Annotated in this window: 14 protein-coding genes (1 of these 14 cut by a window edge); 13 read left to right on the top strand and 1 reads right to left on the bottom strand. The window is 58.8% G+C overall.

From position 1 onward, the window contains the following. From GS_RS05710 to GS_RS05770, 13 genes are all read left to right on the top strand, one after another. Positions 1 to 1,910, top strand: the 3' portion of a protein-coding gene (locus GS_RS05710) for a methyl-accepting chemotaxis protein (RefSeq protein WP_010941801.1). The gene continues 274 nt to the left of window position 1, outside the view; 1,910 of the gene's 2,184 nt are visible here — the last part of the coding sequence; its start codon lies beyond the left edge, outside the window; it ends in the stop codon at positions 1,908 to 1,910. An 85-nt stretch (positions 1,911 to 1,995) separates the two neighbouring features. Then, on the top strand, positions 1,996 to 3,585 hold the full coding sequence (locus GS_RS05715) for a methyl-accepting chemotaxis protein (protein WP_010941802.1): 1,590 nt from the start codon (positions 1,996 to 1,998) through the stop codon (positions 3,583 to 3,585). A 138-nt stretch (positions 3,586 to 3,723) separates the two neighbouring features. Continuing rightward, the gene (locus GS_RS05720; RefSeq protein WP_010941803.1) at positions 3,724 to 4,218 is read left to right on the top strand and encodes a chemotaxis protein CheW; all 495 of its coding nucleotides are present in this window, start codon (positions 3,724 to 3,726) and stop codon (positions 4,216 to 4,218) included. 33 nt (positions 4,219 to 4,251) lie between these two features. Then, positions 4,252 to 5,115, top strand: a complete 864-nt coding sequence (locus GS_RS05725; RefSeq protein WP_010941804.1) for a CheR family methyltransferase — start codon at positions 4,252 to 4,254, stop codon at positions 5,113 to 5,115. Continuing rightward, positions 5,112 to 5,594, top strand: a complete 483-nt coding sequence (locus GS_RS05730; RefSeq protein ID WP_010941805.1) for a chemotaxis protein CheD — start codon at positions 5,112 to 5,114, stop codon at positions 5,592 to 5,594. Before GS_RS05725 ends, GS_RS05730 begins: the two co-directional genes overlap by 4 nt. A 28-nt stretch (positions 5,595 to 5,622) precedes the next feature. After that, positions 5,623 to 6,687: a protein-glutamate methylesterase/protein-glutamine glutaminase gene (locus tag GS_RS05735; protein ID WP_010941806.1), complete on the top strand. Its 1,065-nt coding sequence runs from the start codon at positions 5,623 to 5,625 to the stop codon at positions 6,685 to 6,687. Positions 6,688 to 6,838: 151 nt separating this feature from the next. Continuing rightward, positions 6,839 to 7,900, top strand: coding sequence for an ABC transporter substrate-binding protein (locus tag GS_RS05740; protein ID WP_010941807.1), 1,062 nt, complete (start codon positions 6,839 to 6,841; stop codon positions 7,898 to 7,900). Between the two features lie 9 nt (positions 7,901 to 7,909). Next, complete coding sequence (locus tag GS_RS05745; protein ID WP_235044982.1) at positions 7,910 to 8,995, top strand: NrtA/SsuA/CpmA family ABC transporter substrate-binding protein; 1,086 nt, start codon at positions 7,910 to 7,912, stop codon at positions 8,993 to 8,995. Further along, on the top strand, positions 8,985 to 10,970 hold the full coding sequence (locus tag GS_RS05750) for an ATP-binding protein (protein WP_235044983.1): 1,986 nt from the start codon (positions 8,985 to 8,987) through the stop codon (positions 10,968 to 10,970). The genes GS_RS05745 and GS_RS05750 overlap by 11 nt, the downstream gene beginning before the upstream one ends. 72 nt (positions 10,971 to 11,042) lie before the next feature. After that, positions 11,043 to 12,278, top strand: coding sequence for an EAL and HDOD domain-containing protein (locus tag GS_RS05755; RefSeq protein ID WP_010941810.1), 1,236 nt, complete (start codon positions 11,043 to 11,045; stop codon positions 12,276 to 12,278). A 109-nt stretch (positions 12,279 to 12,387) separates the two neighbouring features. Next, positions 12,388 to 13,815, top strand: a complete 1,428-nt coding sequence (gene hpnJ / locus GS_RS05760) for a hopanoid biosynthesis associated radical SAM protein HpnJ (protein WP_010941811.1) — start codon at positions 12,388 to 12,390, stop codon at positions 13,813 to 13,815. A 10-nt stretch (positions 13,816 to 13,825) separates the two neighbouring features. Further along, entirely contained in the window at positions 13,826 to 14,692 is an 867-nt protein-coding gene (gene hpnK, locus GS_RS05765; protein WP_010941812.1) for a hopanoid biosynthesis-associated protein HpnK, read from the top strand. Further along, positions 14,685 to 15,065, top strand: a complete 381-nt coding sequence (locus GS_RS05770; protein ID WP_010941813.1) for an EamA family transporter — start codon at positions 14,685 to 14,687, stop codon at positions 15,063 to 15,065. Before hpnK ends, GS_RS05770 begins: the two co-directional genes overlap by 8 nt. Before the next feature lie 77 nt (positions 15,066 to 15,142). On the opposite strand, the gene GS_RS05775 is transcribed toward GS_RS05770, so the two are convergent. Further along, positions 15,143 to 16,819: a ShlB/FhaC/HecB family hemolysin secretion/activation protein gene (locus GS_RS05775; protein ID WP_010941814.1), complete on the bottom strand. Its 1,677-nt coding sequence runs from the start codon at positions 16,817 to 16,819 to the stop codon at positions 15,143 to 15,145. Between the last annotated feature and the right edge of the window lie 3 nt (positions 16,820 to 16,822).

A 16,822-nucleotide genomic window follows, 5' to 3' on the forward strand; every position in this document is an offset into this window, starting at 1 on the left:
GGGAAATAACGAAGTTTCGTGAAATGTTCCGCAAGGAGAACGACACCGTTGCATTGAAGGAGTTGGATGATGTGGAGGCTGCGTTTACCGCCTTTCACCTCAGCGGCGTCAAGATGGCCAAGGTCTATATGGAGCAGGGAATTGGAGCGGGTAACCCTCTGATGAAAGAATTCGATAATGCCCACGAGGTACTGATCGAAAAGGTCGAGAAGCTTCAAAAGAGCCAGGTGGATGAGGCTCTAGGCAATAGCCGCGACAATGTTGCCGCAGTCGGTAAGGTGACCATGGTCCTAATCGGATTCGGGATTGTAGCCGTTTTGATAGGCGTGGCCGTCGCGTTTTTCATTACCCGGAGCATTACGCTTCCGCTCGTCCGCGCCATGGAAGCCAGCAATCGCCTTGCAGAGGGAGATTTGACCATTGAGATTGTTGCTGACCGCGAGGATGAGGCGGGGCAACTGCTGAAGTCCATGAAGAACATGATTGATTCCCTGCGGTCTCTGGCTACAACGGCAGAGCGTGTGGCAGAAGGAGATCTGGCAGTCGAGGTTGTTGTCCGTTCAGATCGTGACGTTCTTGCCCGAAACCTCCACGGCATGCTTGAGACGCTCAAAGGGCTGCGTCAGGAAACAGATGAACTTATCGGTGCGGTTCGTGACGGCAGGTTAAGCGTGCGCGGCAATGCGCGAACCTTCAGTGGAGGTTGGGGGGAGCTTCTGACCGGTATCAACCAGTTGGTGGACGCTTTTGTGCAGCCGATACAGGTTACTGCTACGGCGCTTAATCGTATCAGCCGCGGTGATATACCGGAGAAGATAACGGCGGAATACAAAGGAGATTTCAACGAAATCAAGATCAATCTCAACAGTCTCATCGATGCTATGAATTCAATTACCGCCCTCGCCCAAGAGCTCTCTGCCGGCAATCTGACAGTTGAGGTTAAAGAGCGGTCTGAGCGGGACGAGTTGATGAAGGCACTTGCGTCTATGGTGACCAAGCTGCGCGATGTGGTGGCGGATATCATGATAGCTGCCGACAACGTCACGTCAGGCAGTCAACAACTGTCGTCCACGTCCGAGGAGATGAGCCAGGGGGCCACCGAGCAGGCTGCTTCGGCAGAGGAGGCCTCGTCGAGCATGGAACAGATGTCGTCCAATATCCGCCAGAATGCGGATAATGCGGCGCAGACCGAGAGGATTGCCATCAAGTCTGCGGCGGACGCCATCGAGGGAGGGAAGGCGGTCGGCAATACCGTGTCAGCCATGAAGGAGATCGCATCGAAGATTTCCATCATTGAAGAGATTGCACGGCAGACTAACCTGCTGGCGCTCAATGCGGCGATCGAGGCGGCGCGTGCCGGCGAACACGGGAAAGGATTCGCCGTGGTGGCGAGTGAGGTACGCAAGCTTGCTGAGAGAAGCCAGAAAGCAGCGGGCGAAATCAGTGAGCTCTCTTCTTCGAGCGTAGAGGTTGCAGTCAGGGCAGGCGAATTGCTTGCCACCATCGTGCCCGATATTCAGCGAACCTCTGAACTGGTGCAGGAGATCAGCGCCGCCTGCCGTGAACAGGATACGGGTGCCGAGCAGATCAACAAGGCCATCCAGCAGCTTGATCAGGTGATCCAGCAGAATGCCTCGGCGGCGGAGGAAATGTCGTCCACGGCTGAGGAGCTTTCGTCGCAGGCCGAGCAGCTTCAGGACACGGTCGCTTTCTTCAGTATTGGTGGAGAGATGAAACGTAAGATTGCGCCAAAGCCGTCTCGACCGAACGCCAAGGCGAGCATCAGGCTCCCTGCGGCTCCTCACGGCACGGCCAACGGTTATGGCCGAACGAGTGCTTCTGTTACCGGCGGCTTTGCCCTGGATATGGCAGGCCACGATCATCTGGACAACGAGTTCGAAAAATTCTGAGTGATTGACGTAGGCATGTGTTGGCGGCTCAGCGAGTCGCTTTCGTGACCGGCACTCATTATGAGAGACAAGGAGGAGCTATCCGATGCCGAGAGTGCTCAGCCTCTGGCAGCGTTATCTCGATCTCTCCGTCAATGCCAAATTGATGCTGTATGTGGCCTGCTTCACCGTCTGGCTCATTTTGGTGGGGGCGGCCGGGTTGTGGGGCATGGGAGTGTTGAGCACCGGCATCAACCGCGACGGGCTTGCATTGCGGCGTGTGCTTCTGGTGTCCGGGCTCAAGAACGATTTGCTCTACTTGCGCCACGACCTTGATCGCTATTTTCTCGAAAATGGAAATGCCGCGAGCCGTGCCATACACGATGCCGAACAACGGCTCAAAACCATTGCTGGTGGCATAGAGGCACTTGAACGTCACGAGCCCGACGCGGAGCAGCGCAGGCTCCTGGGGGTCTTCGCGCAAGAGTTTGCACTGTATCGCGAAGCAGTAGTGCGGCTTATTGACCTGCAAAAGCGAGCCCTTGAGACGGGAGATGTCACTGTGCGGTCAGCGGCGGCCTCCTATGCCCGAGAGGATATTCTGCCCCTCTTTTTCGGGGCTTCCGATGCGGTAACCGATCTGGTGGAGTTTGATCGCCAGCAGGCCTTGCAGACCGTAGATGCGAACGGCCTGCAGTATGCCCGGCTTTCACGGGTTCTACCGGCACTGATCGTGGCAGCTGTTACACTGGGGCTTTTTTTCGGGATTGTCATTGCCCGTTCCATTACCAAGCCTCTCGCGCGTATTCTCGCTGCGGTCGAATCTCTTGCCACCGGCAACCTGAACGTGGATGCTCCCGTTGGTGCGCGAGACGATCTTGGCCGGTTGGCCGTGGGAATCAATGCCATGGTTGGGCGGTTCCGGGACGTTGTGACGTCGATATGCAGAGATAGCGAGGCTGTGGCCGGAGCTGCATCCCAGCTGTCGGGAACCGCCTGCCAGTTGTCCGAGGCCGCCACAGAGCAGGCTGCCGCTGCGGAAGATGCGTCGTCGAGCATGGAACAGATAAGCTCCGCCATCCGGGCGAATGTCCAGAACGCCCAAACAACGGCAGATGTTGCCAACCGGAGTTCCATCGATGCTGCCGCGGGGGGGGAAACGGTGACGGAAACCGTGGCGTTGATGAAGGAGATCTCCAGAAAGATCATGGTGATTGAGGAGATAGCTCGTCAAACCAATCTGCTGGCGCTCAACGCCGCCATTGAGGCGGCACGGGCCGGTGACCACGGGAAGGGGTTTGCCGTGGTTGCCGGTGAAGTCCGTAAACTGGCGGAGCGGAGCCAGTCGGCCGCGGCCGAGATCGGCCGGCTTTCGGTAACGAGCGTCGAGGTGGCTGAGCGGGCAGGCACCCTGTTCGGCGCCATTATTCCCGATATCCGCCAGACGGCTGAGCTTGTCCAGGGAATCAGCTCCGCCTGCCACGAGCAGGAAACCGGCGTTGGCCAGATCAATCGGGCCATACGTCAGCTAGATGCCGTGATTCAGCAGAATGCTTCGGCTTCCGAGCAGATGGCGTCGACGGCGCAGGAATTGTCATCTCAGGCGGACATGCTGCTTGATGCCGTCAGTTTCTTTCGACTGGGTGAGACTAACCGGTATCAGGAATCCCGTAGCGAACTATCGGGAATTTCCTGAGAAGCCTAAAGATTTCCGATTATTCGCCGATATCACAACCAAGCGATATCCACCGGCCCGAGACTCTTTCGTCGGGAGAGCATATCTGCTGTTCCCGCCCAGGGAGCTTGTGCCATCCATGCGTTACGGAGGGTTACCATGAGCGTTACTACAATCACCGAAACCAGGCAGTATCTTACCTTCAAGCTTGACGATGAGGTGTTTGCCGTTGACGTGGCAAAGGTTCGGGAGATCCTTGAGCTTACCTCCATTACCAAGGTACCGCAGACTCCTCAGTTCATGCGCGGTGTGATCAACCTGCGGGGAAGCGTGGTGCCGGTTGTTGACCTGAGGCTCAAATTCGGCATGTCCGAGACTGCGCCGACCGTCGATACCTGCATCATCGTTGTTGAAGTGGCCCATGAGCACGAGACGCTCGTCCTCGGCGCCCTGGCCGACTCAGTGCAGGAAGTTTTCGAAATGGAGCCGGGGCAGGTCGAGCCTGCCCCCCGGATCGGAACCAAGCTCAATACCGATTTCATCCTCGGTATGGGAAAACACGATGGACAGTTCATCATGATCCTTGATATCGATCGGACTTTCACCAGCGACGAACTTGCAACTGCCGGTTCGGTGTCGGGCGAAGCGGCCTAAAAACCGGGTTTCCGGATCATGGATGGAGGGGGGATGTTCAGCGCTGCAACTGACAGGATTACCACGGCGGCTATGACCGACCGGGAGTTTGCCCGATTCAGCGAGTTTATCTATGACACCTGCGGCATTAAGATGCCGCCGGTCAAAAAGACTATGCTGGAGGCCCGGCTCCAGAAGCGGTTGCGCAAGCTGGGGATCAGCTCGTTCAAGGACTACTCGGAGTATCTGTTTAGCCGCACCGGTACCGAGACAGAGCTCGTCCATCTGATCGATGTCGTAACCACCAACAAGACGGATTTTTTTCGCGAACCTGCCCATTTCGACTATCTGGTCTCCCAAGCCCTGCCCGAACTCATGGAGCGAACCGGCGCCGGCCTGCGCAAGCCGCTTTCCATCTGGAGCGCCGGCTGTTCCAGCGGCGAAGAGCCCTATACTCTCGCGATGGTTCTCTCGGAGTTCAGTGAGCAGCAGAATATTTCCTTTTCGATCCTCGCCACCGATATCTGTACCACCGTTCTCGACAAGGCCAGACTCGCCGTGTATGACGAAGAGCGGATCGATCCGGTTCCCATGTCGCTGCGTCGCAAATACCTGCTCCGTGGGAAAGGAGAGCAGAAGGGACTGGTACGGGTCGTACCCCAGCTCCGCCATCGCATCACGTTCCGGCGCCTCAATTTCATGGACGGCGACTTCGGTATGCGGGAGCCGATGGACATCATTTTCTGCCGCAATGTGGTCATCTATTTCGACAAGGCGACGCAGGAGCGGCTGCTTAACAAGTTCTACCGCCAGCTGATCCCGGGCGGCTATCTGTTCATGGGGCATTCCGAGACCCTTTCGGGGCTGGATGTCCCCTTTGTGCAGATGGCATCCACCGTGTACCGGAAACCGCTATGACCGCCCGGCATCCCAAGCTGCCCCATGTCTACCTGAAGCCGGGAGAGTTCCATTTCGCCACGAAGCCGACTGTGGTAACTACCGTGCTGGGGTCCTGTGTTTCGGTCACGATGTTCGATGTATTCTCCCGTACGGCGGCCATCTGTCATGCGCTGTTGCCTGACGGACCGCGGGATGATGTCTTTCGGTACGTTGACTCGTCTATCATCCGAATGCTGGAGATGTTCATGTCACGCGGAATAACCCCGCGCCAGCTCCAAGTGAAATTGTTCGGCGGTTCGGATATGCTGGGGGCGACCGCAAGCCGGCCGGGTGTCGGCAGCCGCAACGTGGACATTGCCCGACAGGTACTTGCGGCCGAAGGACTTGAGGTTGCTGCGGCAGATGTGGGAGGAACCCGGGGCCGCAAGCTCTTCTTCTATACCCATACGGGTGAGGTGCTGCTCAAACGGTTGAACCGCACCGAGGCGGACAGTTGAGCCGAAAAAGGCCGGGGTGGGCGGATTCATGAAGAAAATCAAAGTACTGATTGTTGATGATTCAGCAGTGGTGCGTCAGACCATGGCGGATATTCTCGCCTCGGATCCTCAGATCGAGGTAATGGCCACGGCTGCGGATCCCTTTATCGCAGCGGAGCGGATGAAGAGCGACGTGCCGGACGTCATTACCCTGGATGTGGAGATGCCGCGCATGGACGGCATCACCTTCCTCCAGAAGATAATGAGCCAGCATCCGATTCCAGTGGTCATGTGCTCCACGCTGACCGAGAATGGCTCTGAAACGGCCATGAAAGCCCTTGAGTACGGGGCGGTGGAGATCATCCAGAAACCGAAACTCGGCACAAAGCAGTTTCTCGAGGAGTCCCGGGTCAGGATCTGCGATGCTATCAAGGCTGCCAGCCAGGCGAGGCTGAGAAAGATACCAGCCCGTCCCCACGCCGTTGCCCCAAAGCTCAGTGCCGACGTTATTCTTGAGAAGCCGGCCTCCCGCGCCATGATCCAGACTACGGAGAGAGTTGTGGTGGTGGGGGCCTCCACTGGCGGTACCGAGGCATTGCGCGTCTTCCTGGAGTCTTTTCCCGCCGATTGTCCGCCCATCGTCATTGTTCAGCACATGCCCGAAGGGTTCACCCGGGCCTTTGCCCAGAGGCTCGACGGTATCTGTCGCATCTCGGTCAAGGAGGCCGCCGATAATGATTCGGTGATCCGCGGCAGAGCCCTCATCGCCCCGGGCAACCGGCACATGCTCCTCAAGCGGAGCGGCGCCCGGTACTATGTAGAGATAAAGGACGGACCACTCGTTTCCCGCCATCGCCCCTCGGTGGATGTTCTGTTCCGTTCGGCGGCCCGGTATGCCGGCAAGAACGCTGTGGGAGTCATTATGACCGGCATGGGAGACGACGGCGCCAGCGGCATGCGCGAGATGAAGGATGCCGGTGCCATGACCATTGCCCAGGACGAAGCGAGCTGCGTGGTGTTCGGCATGCCCAACGAAGCCATCAAACGCGGTGGTACGGTCAAGGTGCTGCCTTTGGAATCCATTGCTGCGGACGTTATCCGGCACTGTAGTTGAATTGGGAGTAACGAGCAGATAGTGTGAGCGCGTTTCCTGTCGGAGAGCTACGCATTTCTGGACAAAGCCGGTCGGTAGATTATTATGTGATAATGATTCCGACTCGCCCAGATAGCAGGTGACTCCTTTACCGACACGCGCGAGGTCCATCATGCAGTGGTTTGCCGTTGTTATGCTCTTCTTTCTGCTCTGTTCTTCGGCTTGGCCTACGGAGCGTGTAGCCGGCTCCCCAGGCGATACCACGGTCGTGTCATTCGCCTACTTCCCGCAAGCGGTGCCCGTCGCGGTGCTGGGAGAGGTGATCAAGCGGGACCGCCTGCTGGCAAAGGCTCTGCACAGGCTCAATACGGAGATTCGTTTTCAGACCCTTGCCAAAGGAAGCGATGCGCTTCCGCTTCTCAGGGCCGGGCAGATCGACGGCGTCATGTTTTCCGACCTTCCTACCATTGAGGCGTGCTACCAGTCCAAGCTCCACATCGTGGGGATCGTGAAGCAGAGCTATTCCGTTGTGGTGGGTCGCAAAGGGACCATGGTCAGCGATCTGCGCGGCAAACGGATCGGCAATGCGATCGGTTCGACCTCCCATTATGCGCTGATGCAGGCGCTTGCCACGGCCCGGTTAACGGAGCACGACGTTACCATCGTACCCATGGATGTGGACGCCATGCCCCAGGCCCTGGCCCAAGGCGGGATCGACGCGTTCGCCGCCTGGGAACCCATACCGACCGCGGCCCTTTCCCGCTATCCGGACCGTTTCGCCATTCTTTTCCGCCAGAAGAGCAATTCCTATTTCGTTCTTGCCCAGAATCTCGTCACGACCCATCCGGACATTGCCCGCGAGCTAGCCGCGTCGCTCGTTCGGGCAATTCACTGGCTGGAACGGGACCGGAAGAACCTGAGCCGCGCCAGTTTTTGGACGATCCGGACGATGAGGGAGTTCGCCGGCAAAGAGCCGTCTTTAACCGAAGCGGACATCGCACGCATTACCCGTAACGATCTGATCGATATCCCTTCCGTCCCGCTGCTGCCCAAAGGTGCGGAGAACCCGGGCTCTATTCTTGCCAAACAATTCGAATTCCTCAAGCTGGTTGGACGCCTTCCGGTTGGGGCATCGTGGGAAACGGTCCAGCGCAGCTTTAACCGTGATTTAATCCAGCAGGTTCTTGCCAATCCGAAGCGCTATCCCTTGTACCGCTTCGATTATGCAATGTGAAAGGCTGCCATGAATCCACGACGACTCTCTGGGCTGCTCCTGGTATTCCTGCTGGTGATGTCGGCCTTTTGCCTCTGCTCGACCGGCCCTGTCGCAGCGGCCGAGCTTTCCCGCGGCCCGCAGGCGGAAGTTACCGTGGCTTACCAGCCGCTGGCCTCGCCGGGGGGGATAATCGTCCAGGCAATGCAGCACGATCGCATCTTGCGACGCGAACTGGCCCGGAGGGGGATGTCGCTCCGATTCGTCGCCGCCGGCAAGGGGGGCGATGTCATTCCCATGCTCCAGAAGGGGGATGCCCACTTTGCAACCATGGCCGATATGCCTCTTATCGAGGCGGTCAACGTCGTCCCCCTGTCCATTATCGGTCAGCTCAAACGGAATTACGCCATGGTTGTGGGCCCTCGCGGGCTGTCGGCGAAAGACTTGAAGGGAAAGCGGATCGGGAACGCATTTGCGACGACCGGCCACTTCGCCCTGCTGAAGGTCCTCTCCAGCGCCGGCCTTTCGGAGCGCGATGTGGCTCTTGTTCCCCTTGATGTAAACCTGATGCCCGATGCGCTACGGAACGGCCACGTCGATGCGTTTGCCGCCTGGGAACCCACCCCGTCACTTACCATCGGCAGGAACCCGGATCGCTACGGCGCCATCGGCCGGCAGCAAAGCATCTCGTTCCTTGTTTCCACAAGGGAGTTCACCGCTCAGCATCCCGAGGCTGCCAGGCAGGTCGCTGCCGCGCTGGTGCGGGCGATGCACTGGTTCAAAGTTGACCGGTCCCATGTCATTACTGCGGTCAGATGGAACATCGCAGCAACTGAGGCATTGACCGGAGCCAAACCCCAAGTGGGCGAGCGGGAGTATGCAAAAAGCGCCAGAGCCGATCTGGAAGAGCTCGGCTATTCGCCCAAAATGTCCCGCTCTCTAACCAGTAAGCGATCCCTCCTTCTGGATGCGCAGGAGTTCCTCAAGTCAATCGGCAAGGTGCCCCGTGCCGCCGCTGAGGATGCTCTCATCGGCAGTTTTACCTACGATATTGTCGAGGATGTGATGAAGAAGCCGACACAGTATTACCTCTCCCGCTTCGACTATGCGCCGTAATCTCCAAGGGGACATAGTCGCTTCCATCCCCTGGCGGAAAAGCATTGCCGGGAAAATGGTCCTCATTTTCTGTTCCCTGTTCGCGGTTGTGTTGCTGGCGGTACAGTCGGTAGAGTTGTATGGGCTTCCGTACGGTCTGTTCAAGGGGAGCATTGAGGAAATGATCGACCAGGAGTTCGTGGCGCTCGGCACGGTTGCGGACACCAAAAAGATCCTGATCGAGTCGTGGCTCAAGGAGCGCCGGAGCGATGCCAGGATCGTTGCGGTCAATCCGGTGGTCAGGGCACTCATCAATATCCCAAACCCCTCTGCTGCGATGACTAAAACGGTGTCGACCTGGCTGGCGAGCCTGCTCGACACGTACCAGTATGAGTCGATCAGCATCGTTGATGCCGTGACCGGACTTCCGATCGCCTCTGCGGGGAATCATCCCCCAGGCCCTGTTACTCCTTATTCTTACCTTCAGACTGCTGCCCGTCCCGGAGTTGATGAGAGCATCATAATTGTCGGCACTCAGGATCGCATTCACGTGGTACGCCAGCTTGGCTACGAGCAGTCCGACCACGGGGAGCCGCGGGCGCTCCTTGTTATCGAGCTGAACACGGACGCAGTGTTCAAGCCGATCCTCGCTACCCCTATGGCGACCCTGCTCGGCAAATCATGGGAGGTGATCCTGGCCGATTCTGCTTCAGGCCGTCTTATCCAGCGCATGGCCGCTGACTCGGATTCGCCGGTGCCGGCAACGATTCGGGATAATGCCCTGCAACTGGCCCAGGGTGGGAGCGAGGGAACCATTATCGACACCGATTACCGGAACGTTCCGGTTCTTGCCGCCTACCGCCACATACCACTGTCGGCAGACAGTTCCTGGGGGCTCGTCATCAAAAAGGACAAAGCCGAAGTCCTTGCCCCGGCCCACAGAAACCGTCAGGTGTTTCTGTGGTTCAGCTTGTTCGGCATCTTCATAGTGTGCCTTATCTCGCTGATTATTTCGCGGGCATTGACGGGGCCGCTGCGAATGATCATGAGCACGAGCGCGGAGATCGAAAGCGGCAACCTGTCGGCCCGGGTACCTGTTCTTGGGTCGGACGAACTGGCCGACCTCGGCCGAACCTTCAATGCCATGGTTGACCAACTCCAGGCCTGGCATGAAGAACTGGACGCGAGGGTTCTTGTCCAGACAGAGGAAATCAGGGCAATAAATGAAGATCTCGAGCGCCGTGTCGCTGCAAGGACGGAAGAGCTGCAGGCAGCCCTCAAGGATATGGAGTCGTTTTCCTATAGCATTTCCCATGACCTGCGCGCCCCATTGCGGGCCATCGACGGGTTTTGCGGGATCCTGAATGAAGAGTTCCGGGAGCGGTTGCCGGAAGAGGCCGGGAAGTACCTTGTCCGCATGTCTCACAATGCCCGACGCATGGGGCAGCTCATAGACGACCTGCTGGCCTTTTCGCGTCTTTCGCGCCAGCCGCTCGAGCGTGAAACGGTTGATATGGGTCTGCTGTTCAGAGAGGTGTTCGAGTCGCTGATGTCCGATGGAGAACCGCGAAACGTTGTGTTCGAGGTGGCGCCGCTGCCGCAGTGCCAAGCCGACCCCAAGCTGTTGAGGCAAGTGGTAATCAATCTGCTGAGTAATGCTCTTAAGTTCAGCGGGGGGCGCTCACCGGCGAACATTGCGGTGACCAGCCGCAGTGTGGATGGCGAGACGGTCTACTCGGTGACCGACAATGGCGTCGGTTTTGATCATGCCTACGCGGATAAACTGTTCGGCGTCTTCCAGCGCTATCACAAGAGCGAGGAGTTTGAGGGGACCGGCGTGGGGCTCGCCATCGTCCACAACATTATTCAACGTCACGGGGGACGGGTATGGGCGGAGTCGGAACCCGGCAAGGGAGCGACCTTTTCCTTTACGATTGGTAGTGAAGTGAGTGGGGAAGCGGCACCCGGGTGGAGCGGAGACGGGCGCACGGCATAAGGTGCCTTGATGTTTCGTCGATAAAGGGTTAAGCTTGGCCCAAGCACGGCGTATACATGGTGGAGTGAACATATGGCGGAAGAAAAGTTTTTTCTGGGCAGACAACCAATCCTTGATCGGGAGCAACGGCTCTACGGCTTCGAACTTCTGTTCCGGTCAGCCGACTCTCTCCATGCCAATGTGACCGACTATCTCCAGGCCAGCGCCAGCGTCATTTTCGATGCGCTCTCCAGTTTCGGCTTCCGCGAGATTCTCGGCAAGCACAAGGGGTTTATCAACGTCAACGCCGATGTCCTCATGAGCGAGGCACTGGAGCTTCTTCCTCCCGAAAAGGTGGTCATCGAGCTTCTGGAGCATGTGCCGATTACCGAAACCGTTATCAGCCGTTGCCACGAGTTGCGAGAGAAGGGTTTTTCCCTGGCCCTTGACGACCATATTTACGAACCGGTTTATGAACCACTCTACCATCTCGTCGATGTGATCAAGGTTGACCTGTTCAGAACCGGCATGGAAAACCTTGCCTCGGAAGTGGAAACCCTGAGGAAGTGGAACACCAAGCTCCTGGCCGAAAAGGTGGAGACGGTGGAACAGTACGAGCGATGCGCCGACCTCGGCTTTACCTATTTCCAGGGCTACTATTTCGCCCGCCCGGTGGTGCTCACCCGCACCCGTGTCGACGTGGGGCGGCTGGCTATCGTCAAGCTTTTCAACCAGTTGGTGGCGGAGGTTGAACTGGGCGAACTGGAGGAGACCTTCAAGCAGAACCCGAATCTGGTCCTCAATCTCCTGCGACTCGTTAATTCCGTCGCCGTTGGCCTTAAGGACAGGATCACCTCGCTTCGCCACGCGATCATGGTGCTCGGCTACCACCAGTTGCGGCGCTGGGCCATGATGGCGCTCTTCGCCAACAACGCCCAGGGGGGAGGGGACAACCCTCTGCTGGTCATGGCTGCTACCCGTGCCCGTCTCATGGAACTCATCATCTCGGAGCAGCCCGCTGCCCGGCTGGATCGGGACTACCCCGACCGCGCCTTCATGACCGGTATCCTGTCCTTGGCCGACGCCCTGCTCAAGGTATCCATGGACGAGGTCCTTGCCCCTCTCAATCTGGATAACGACGTGCGGGAAGCTCTGCTTTCCCGGACCGGGGAACTGGGAGAGCTCCTTACCTTGGTGGAGAAGATCGAAAAGGACGATTTCGAGAACATCGCTTCCAGCTTTGAGCAGTTCCAGCTCTCCATGGAGCGTCTCGCCCCTGTCCAGATGGATGCCTGCAACTGGGCAACCCAACTGGGCGAAGTCGCCTGACCACGCCCAGCCGGACGTTATTCCATAAGCCTTGACTTTGCCGCTGCATGGCTCTATTCTGCCAGTTTATTCATGCGGATATGTCAGTCCCGCGCGCAGAGGAGCATCCATGAAGCCCCTGTTTCTCAACCCCCCAACCTACGAAGATTTCGACGGCGGCGCTGGCGCCCGCTACCAGGCCTCCCGTGAGGTAACCTCCTTCTGGTATCCCACGTGGCTCTGCTTTCCGGCCGGTATGATCGAAGGATCCCGCGTGGTGGACGCGCCGGTGCAGCGCTTCGATCTGGACGCCTGTCTCGCCATTGCCGCTGAGTATGACATGGTGGTGATGTATACTTCCACCCCCACGCTTTCCCTGGACATCGAAACCGCCCACCGGATCAAGGAGCGCAAGCCGGCTACGGTGACTGTCCTGACCGGCCCCCACGTGACGGTCCTCCCGGAAGAGTCGCTCCGGCAGGGGGAAGGGGTCATAGATATCGTCTGCCGCGGCGAGTTCGACTATACCACCAAAGAACTCTGCGAAGGGCGCGAGTGGGAAAAGGTCGACGGGATCAGCTTCTGGAAAAACGGCGCCATCCACCATACCCCCGACCGTCCCCCAATTCAGGACCTGGACGCGCTACCGTTCGTGGCACCGGTTTACAAGCGGGATTTGCCGATTGCCGAGTATGTCATCCCCCACTTCAAGAACCCCTACGTATCCATCTACTCCAGCCGCGGCTGTCCGTCCAAGTGTATCTACTGTCTCTGGCCCCAGACCTTTTCCGGGCGCGCCATGCGGACCCGCAGCCCCCAAAACGTCTACGAAGAGGTGAAATGGATCGTCGACAACATCCCCGAGATGCGTGAGCTCTCCTTTGACGACGATACGTTCACCGCGGACCGGCGCCATGCCCGGGAAGTGGCGGCCAAACTGAAGCCGCTGGGCATCTCGTGGACCATCAACGCCCGGGCCAATTGCGACTACGAGACCCTCAAGATCATGCGCGAGGCGGGTCTGCGCCACGTGGTCGTCGGCTACGAGACGGGGAACGAGCAGATCCTGAAGAACATCAAGAAAGGGGTCACCAAGGAGCAGGCCATCGAGTTCACCAGGAACTGCAAGAAGCTTGGTCTCTCCGTGCACGGCGCCTTCATCATGGGGCTCCCCGGTGAGACGCGGGACACCATCAGGGAGACCATCGAGTTCGCCAAGGCCCTGGATCTCAACTCCATTCAGGCCTCCCTGGCCTCGCCCTATCCGGGCACCGAGTTCTGGGACCTGTGCCGGCAGGAGGGATGGATCGCCTCCGACGCCTACATTGACGATACGGGCCACCAGATGTGCGTCATCAACTATCCCCACCTCTCCAATGCGGAGATCTTCAATGCCGTGGAGGAGTTCTACGACAAGTTCTACTTCCGCCCCAAGTTTATTCTCCGGACGGTCATGAAGATGATCACCGACGGCGAAGAGCGTCGCAAGCGGCTAAAGGAAGGGAAACAGTATCTGGAATACATGAAAAAACGCAAGGCCGCGGGCCATTCCTGCTGATTCCGACCCCATGAAACGCGTCATCATCAATGCAGACGATTTCGGCCTCTCCGACGGGGTCAACCGCGCCGTCATCAAGGCATGGCAGGAGGGAATCCTCACCTCGGCCTCGCTCATGGTGGGGGGCGACGCATTCCACGAGGCGGTCCATTTGGCAAAGGCCAACCCGGGACTCCACGTGGGGCTCCACCTGACCCTCGTTCAAGGGCGGGCAGTGGGGGAGCACGGCGGTTTCCCCTCCATCTGCGACAGCAAGGGGGCTTTCAGCGACGATCCGGTCCAGACGGGGATGCGCTATTTCTTCATCCGCTCGTTCCGCAAGCAACTCTATCGTGAGATCGAGGCCCAGATCGTCCGTTTTCTCCAGACCGGCCTGCCGCTCTCTCATGTGGACGGCCACCTGAACATCCATATGCACCCGGTGGTCTTCGACCTCCTTTGCGGGCTCATGCGCAAGCACGGCATCACCACCTTCCGCCTCTGTCGGGAAAACCTGCGGGCAAACCTTACCCTGGATCGGGAACGCAGGTTCGGCAAGATGGTGGACGCCTTTATCTTCTCGAAGCTCGCCGGCCGGTGCCGGCCCATTCTCGACCACCTGGGCATCGGCTATGCGCAGGAGGTGAAGGGGCTCCTCAATTCGGGCCGAATGACCGAGGAGTACCTGCTTCGGGTGCTCGATACCCTTGAAGACGGAACCACGGAGCTCTACTTTCATCCCGGCTGCCTCCCCTGCGCCGAGATTACGCGCCGGATGCCGGACTACCGGCACGAGGAGGAACTGGCGGCTCTCATGAGCCCCCGGGTCAAGGGGCGTCTGAAGGAGCTCGGCATAGAGCTCGGCAACTACCGGGGAGAGGTCAAGACCTATGTTTAAAACAGTAATCATTATGCTCATGGCTGTGTCGGCCGGTACCATCGGCGACATCCTCCTCGCCAAGGGGATGAAGGAACTCGGTGACCTGTCGGCCATGAACCTGCGGGGTATCCTCAATGTAGCCGGGCAGGCCCTTACCTCGCCGAAGCTGATTTTCGGCACCGCCATGCTGGCGATCTTCTTCTTCCTCTGGCTAGCGGTCCTCTCCTGGGAAGACCTGTCCGTTGCCCTCCCCATGCAGGCCCTCAATTACGTCCTCGTGGCGTTCCTTTCCCAGTGGTTTCTCGGCGAGACCGTTTCTCCTCTTCGCTGGACCGGCACGATTATGGTCTGCGTCGGAGTCATGCTGATCACGAAAAGCGGAACCCCCTGATGGGAGAGAATGCTTCATACGCAACGAAAAAGGGAGCCCTGCGGCTCCCTTTTTCGTTGTAGGACGGTCTCCGTTTCTCAGAGAATTTCGGAGCTGAGGGAGAAGTGAACCCTGACAGTCCCCGGATCGGGATCGCGTTCACCAACGGGGAAGCCGAAGTCGATCCGTCCCGTGAGATACTTGGCCAGATTCAGGATGAAGCCGAAGCCGGCGCTGGAGAGAAAATCATTGTGATCGATGGATTCGCCGCTTCCCTTGTACGGAAAGGCGCCGCCGTGATCGAAGAAGATCGCTCCCCTGAGCAGGGGGCTAAGCCGGACATCGTAGACGGATGCGTCTGCCGGGAAGAGGGGAAGGGTCAGTTCCGCACTGACGAAGTAGCCGTCGTCGCCGATGAGGAGTCCCTCGTAGAACCCCCTGACAGTGGCTATGCCGCCGAGCTGAAATTGTTCGGAAGAGGGGAGCAGGTGATTGCCAGATACCTGGCCGCTTGCCCGCACCAGGGCCGAAAAATCGTCAGGCAGAATGAAAGTCCTGACCAGATCTCCATTGTATTTGAAAAAGCTCCGGTCGCCGCCGAAGTCGTGGAATCCCTGGGTAAGGACGTGCCGGGTGAACCAGGTGCCGTAGCCGTCGATGGCAAGCAGGTCACCACCCAGGGTAAGGGTCCTGGTTCTGTTTTCGAAGATGGTGTCGCCGCCGAAGTCTGTGGTCGATTTTTTCCAGTTGAACCCGGCAAAAGTGGTGACGCTCAGGGCTGGACTGAGTGCAAAGGGCTGACTGAGAGTGAGTCCCAGGTCGGAAGAGGTCCCATCCACGTCAAGTGACTCGAAGGGCCCCGAAGTAATCCAGATACTGGTGTAGTCGTAGGTGACGCCGAGCCGGGTACCGACCGGGGTGAGGGGGAGGCTGTATGAAGCATGAGCAGAGAGGGTGCCGTCCGCCACGGTCCCCCCGACGGTGAGGGGATCACGAATCCCCAGCAGGCTCAGGTCCTGCAGAGTGAGCCCCAGCCGCTCCTGGCCGATGTACCTGCCTCCTCCATTGTCGGCGAAAGCTACCACGCGGTAGTTGTCGGGCTCCTGAGTCCTGAGGATCAGGTCGGTGGTGCCGGTGGCTGTGCCCGGCTTGACCTCTGCCCGAAGCTTGACGTCGTTGATGGCATTGAAACGGAAGAGGTCGTTTTCGAGGGTGTCCAGCCGGACCAGGTCCCCCTCCCGAAGGTGCAGTCGTGACGTAACGAACCAGTCCCGGGTATGGCGATTGCCCCCAACCGAGATCCTGCCGACGCGTCCCTCCACCAGCCTGATCCTGACCGTTCCCCTCTCAACCTTTTGCGGAGGAAGCACGGCGCGGGCGGTCAGGTATCCTTTCTGGCGATAGAGATCATTGATCCTGTCCACCATTGCCAGCAACTCGCGGATACTCACCTCCTTTCCCTCCAGTGGGGCGACGACCTGCCGCAGATCATCTTCCGTGAGAATTTCCGAGGGATCGGTGACGATATGGCTGATGAACACCCGCTGGCCGCCGTCGGCCGGAGGCTGTGGCGCCGGCTCGGTCCGGTCGGTAACCGCCTCCTCCGGGCGTGACTCCCGCGACTCCTTCAGTCTCTGCTGCAGCTCGTAGTAGTCCCGGACGTCGGACTCGCGTTTCATGACGGCACCGGCCTCGCTTCCCCGCAGGTCCTGGGCGTGAGCCGGGGCAGACAGGCAGGCGAGCAGTGCTGCGGTAAAGATCGTGGTCGTTTTCATGTC

The organism is Geobacter sulfurreducens PCA (assembly GCF_000007985.2).
GTDB lineage: Bacteria > Desulfobacterota > Desulfuromonadia > Geobacterales > Geobacteraceae > Geobacter > Geobacter sulfurreducens.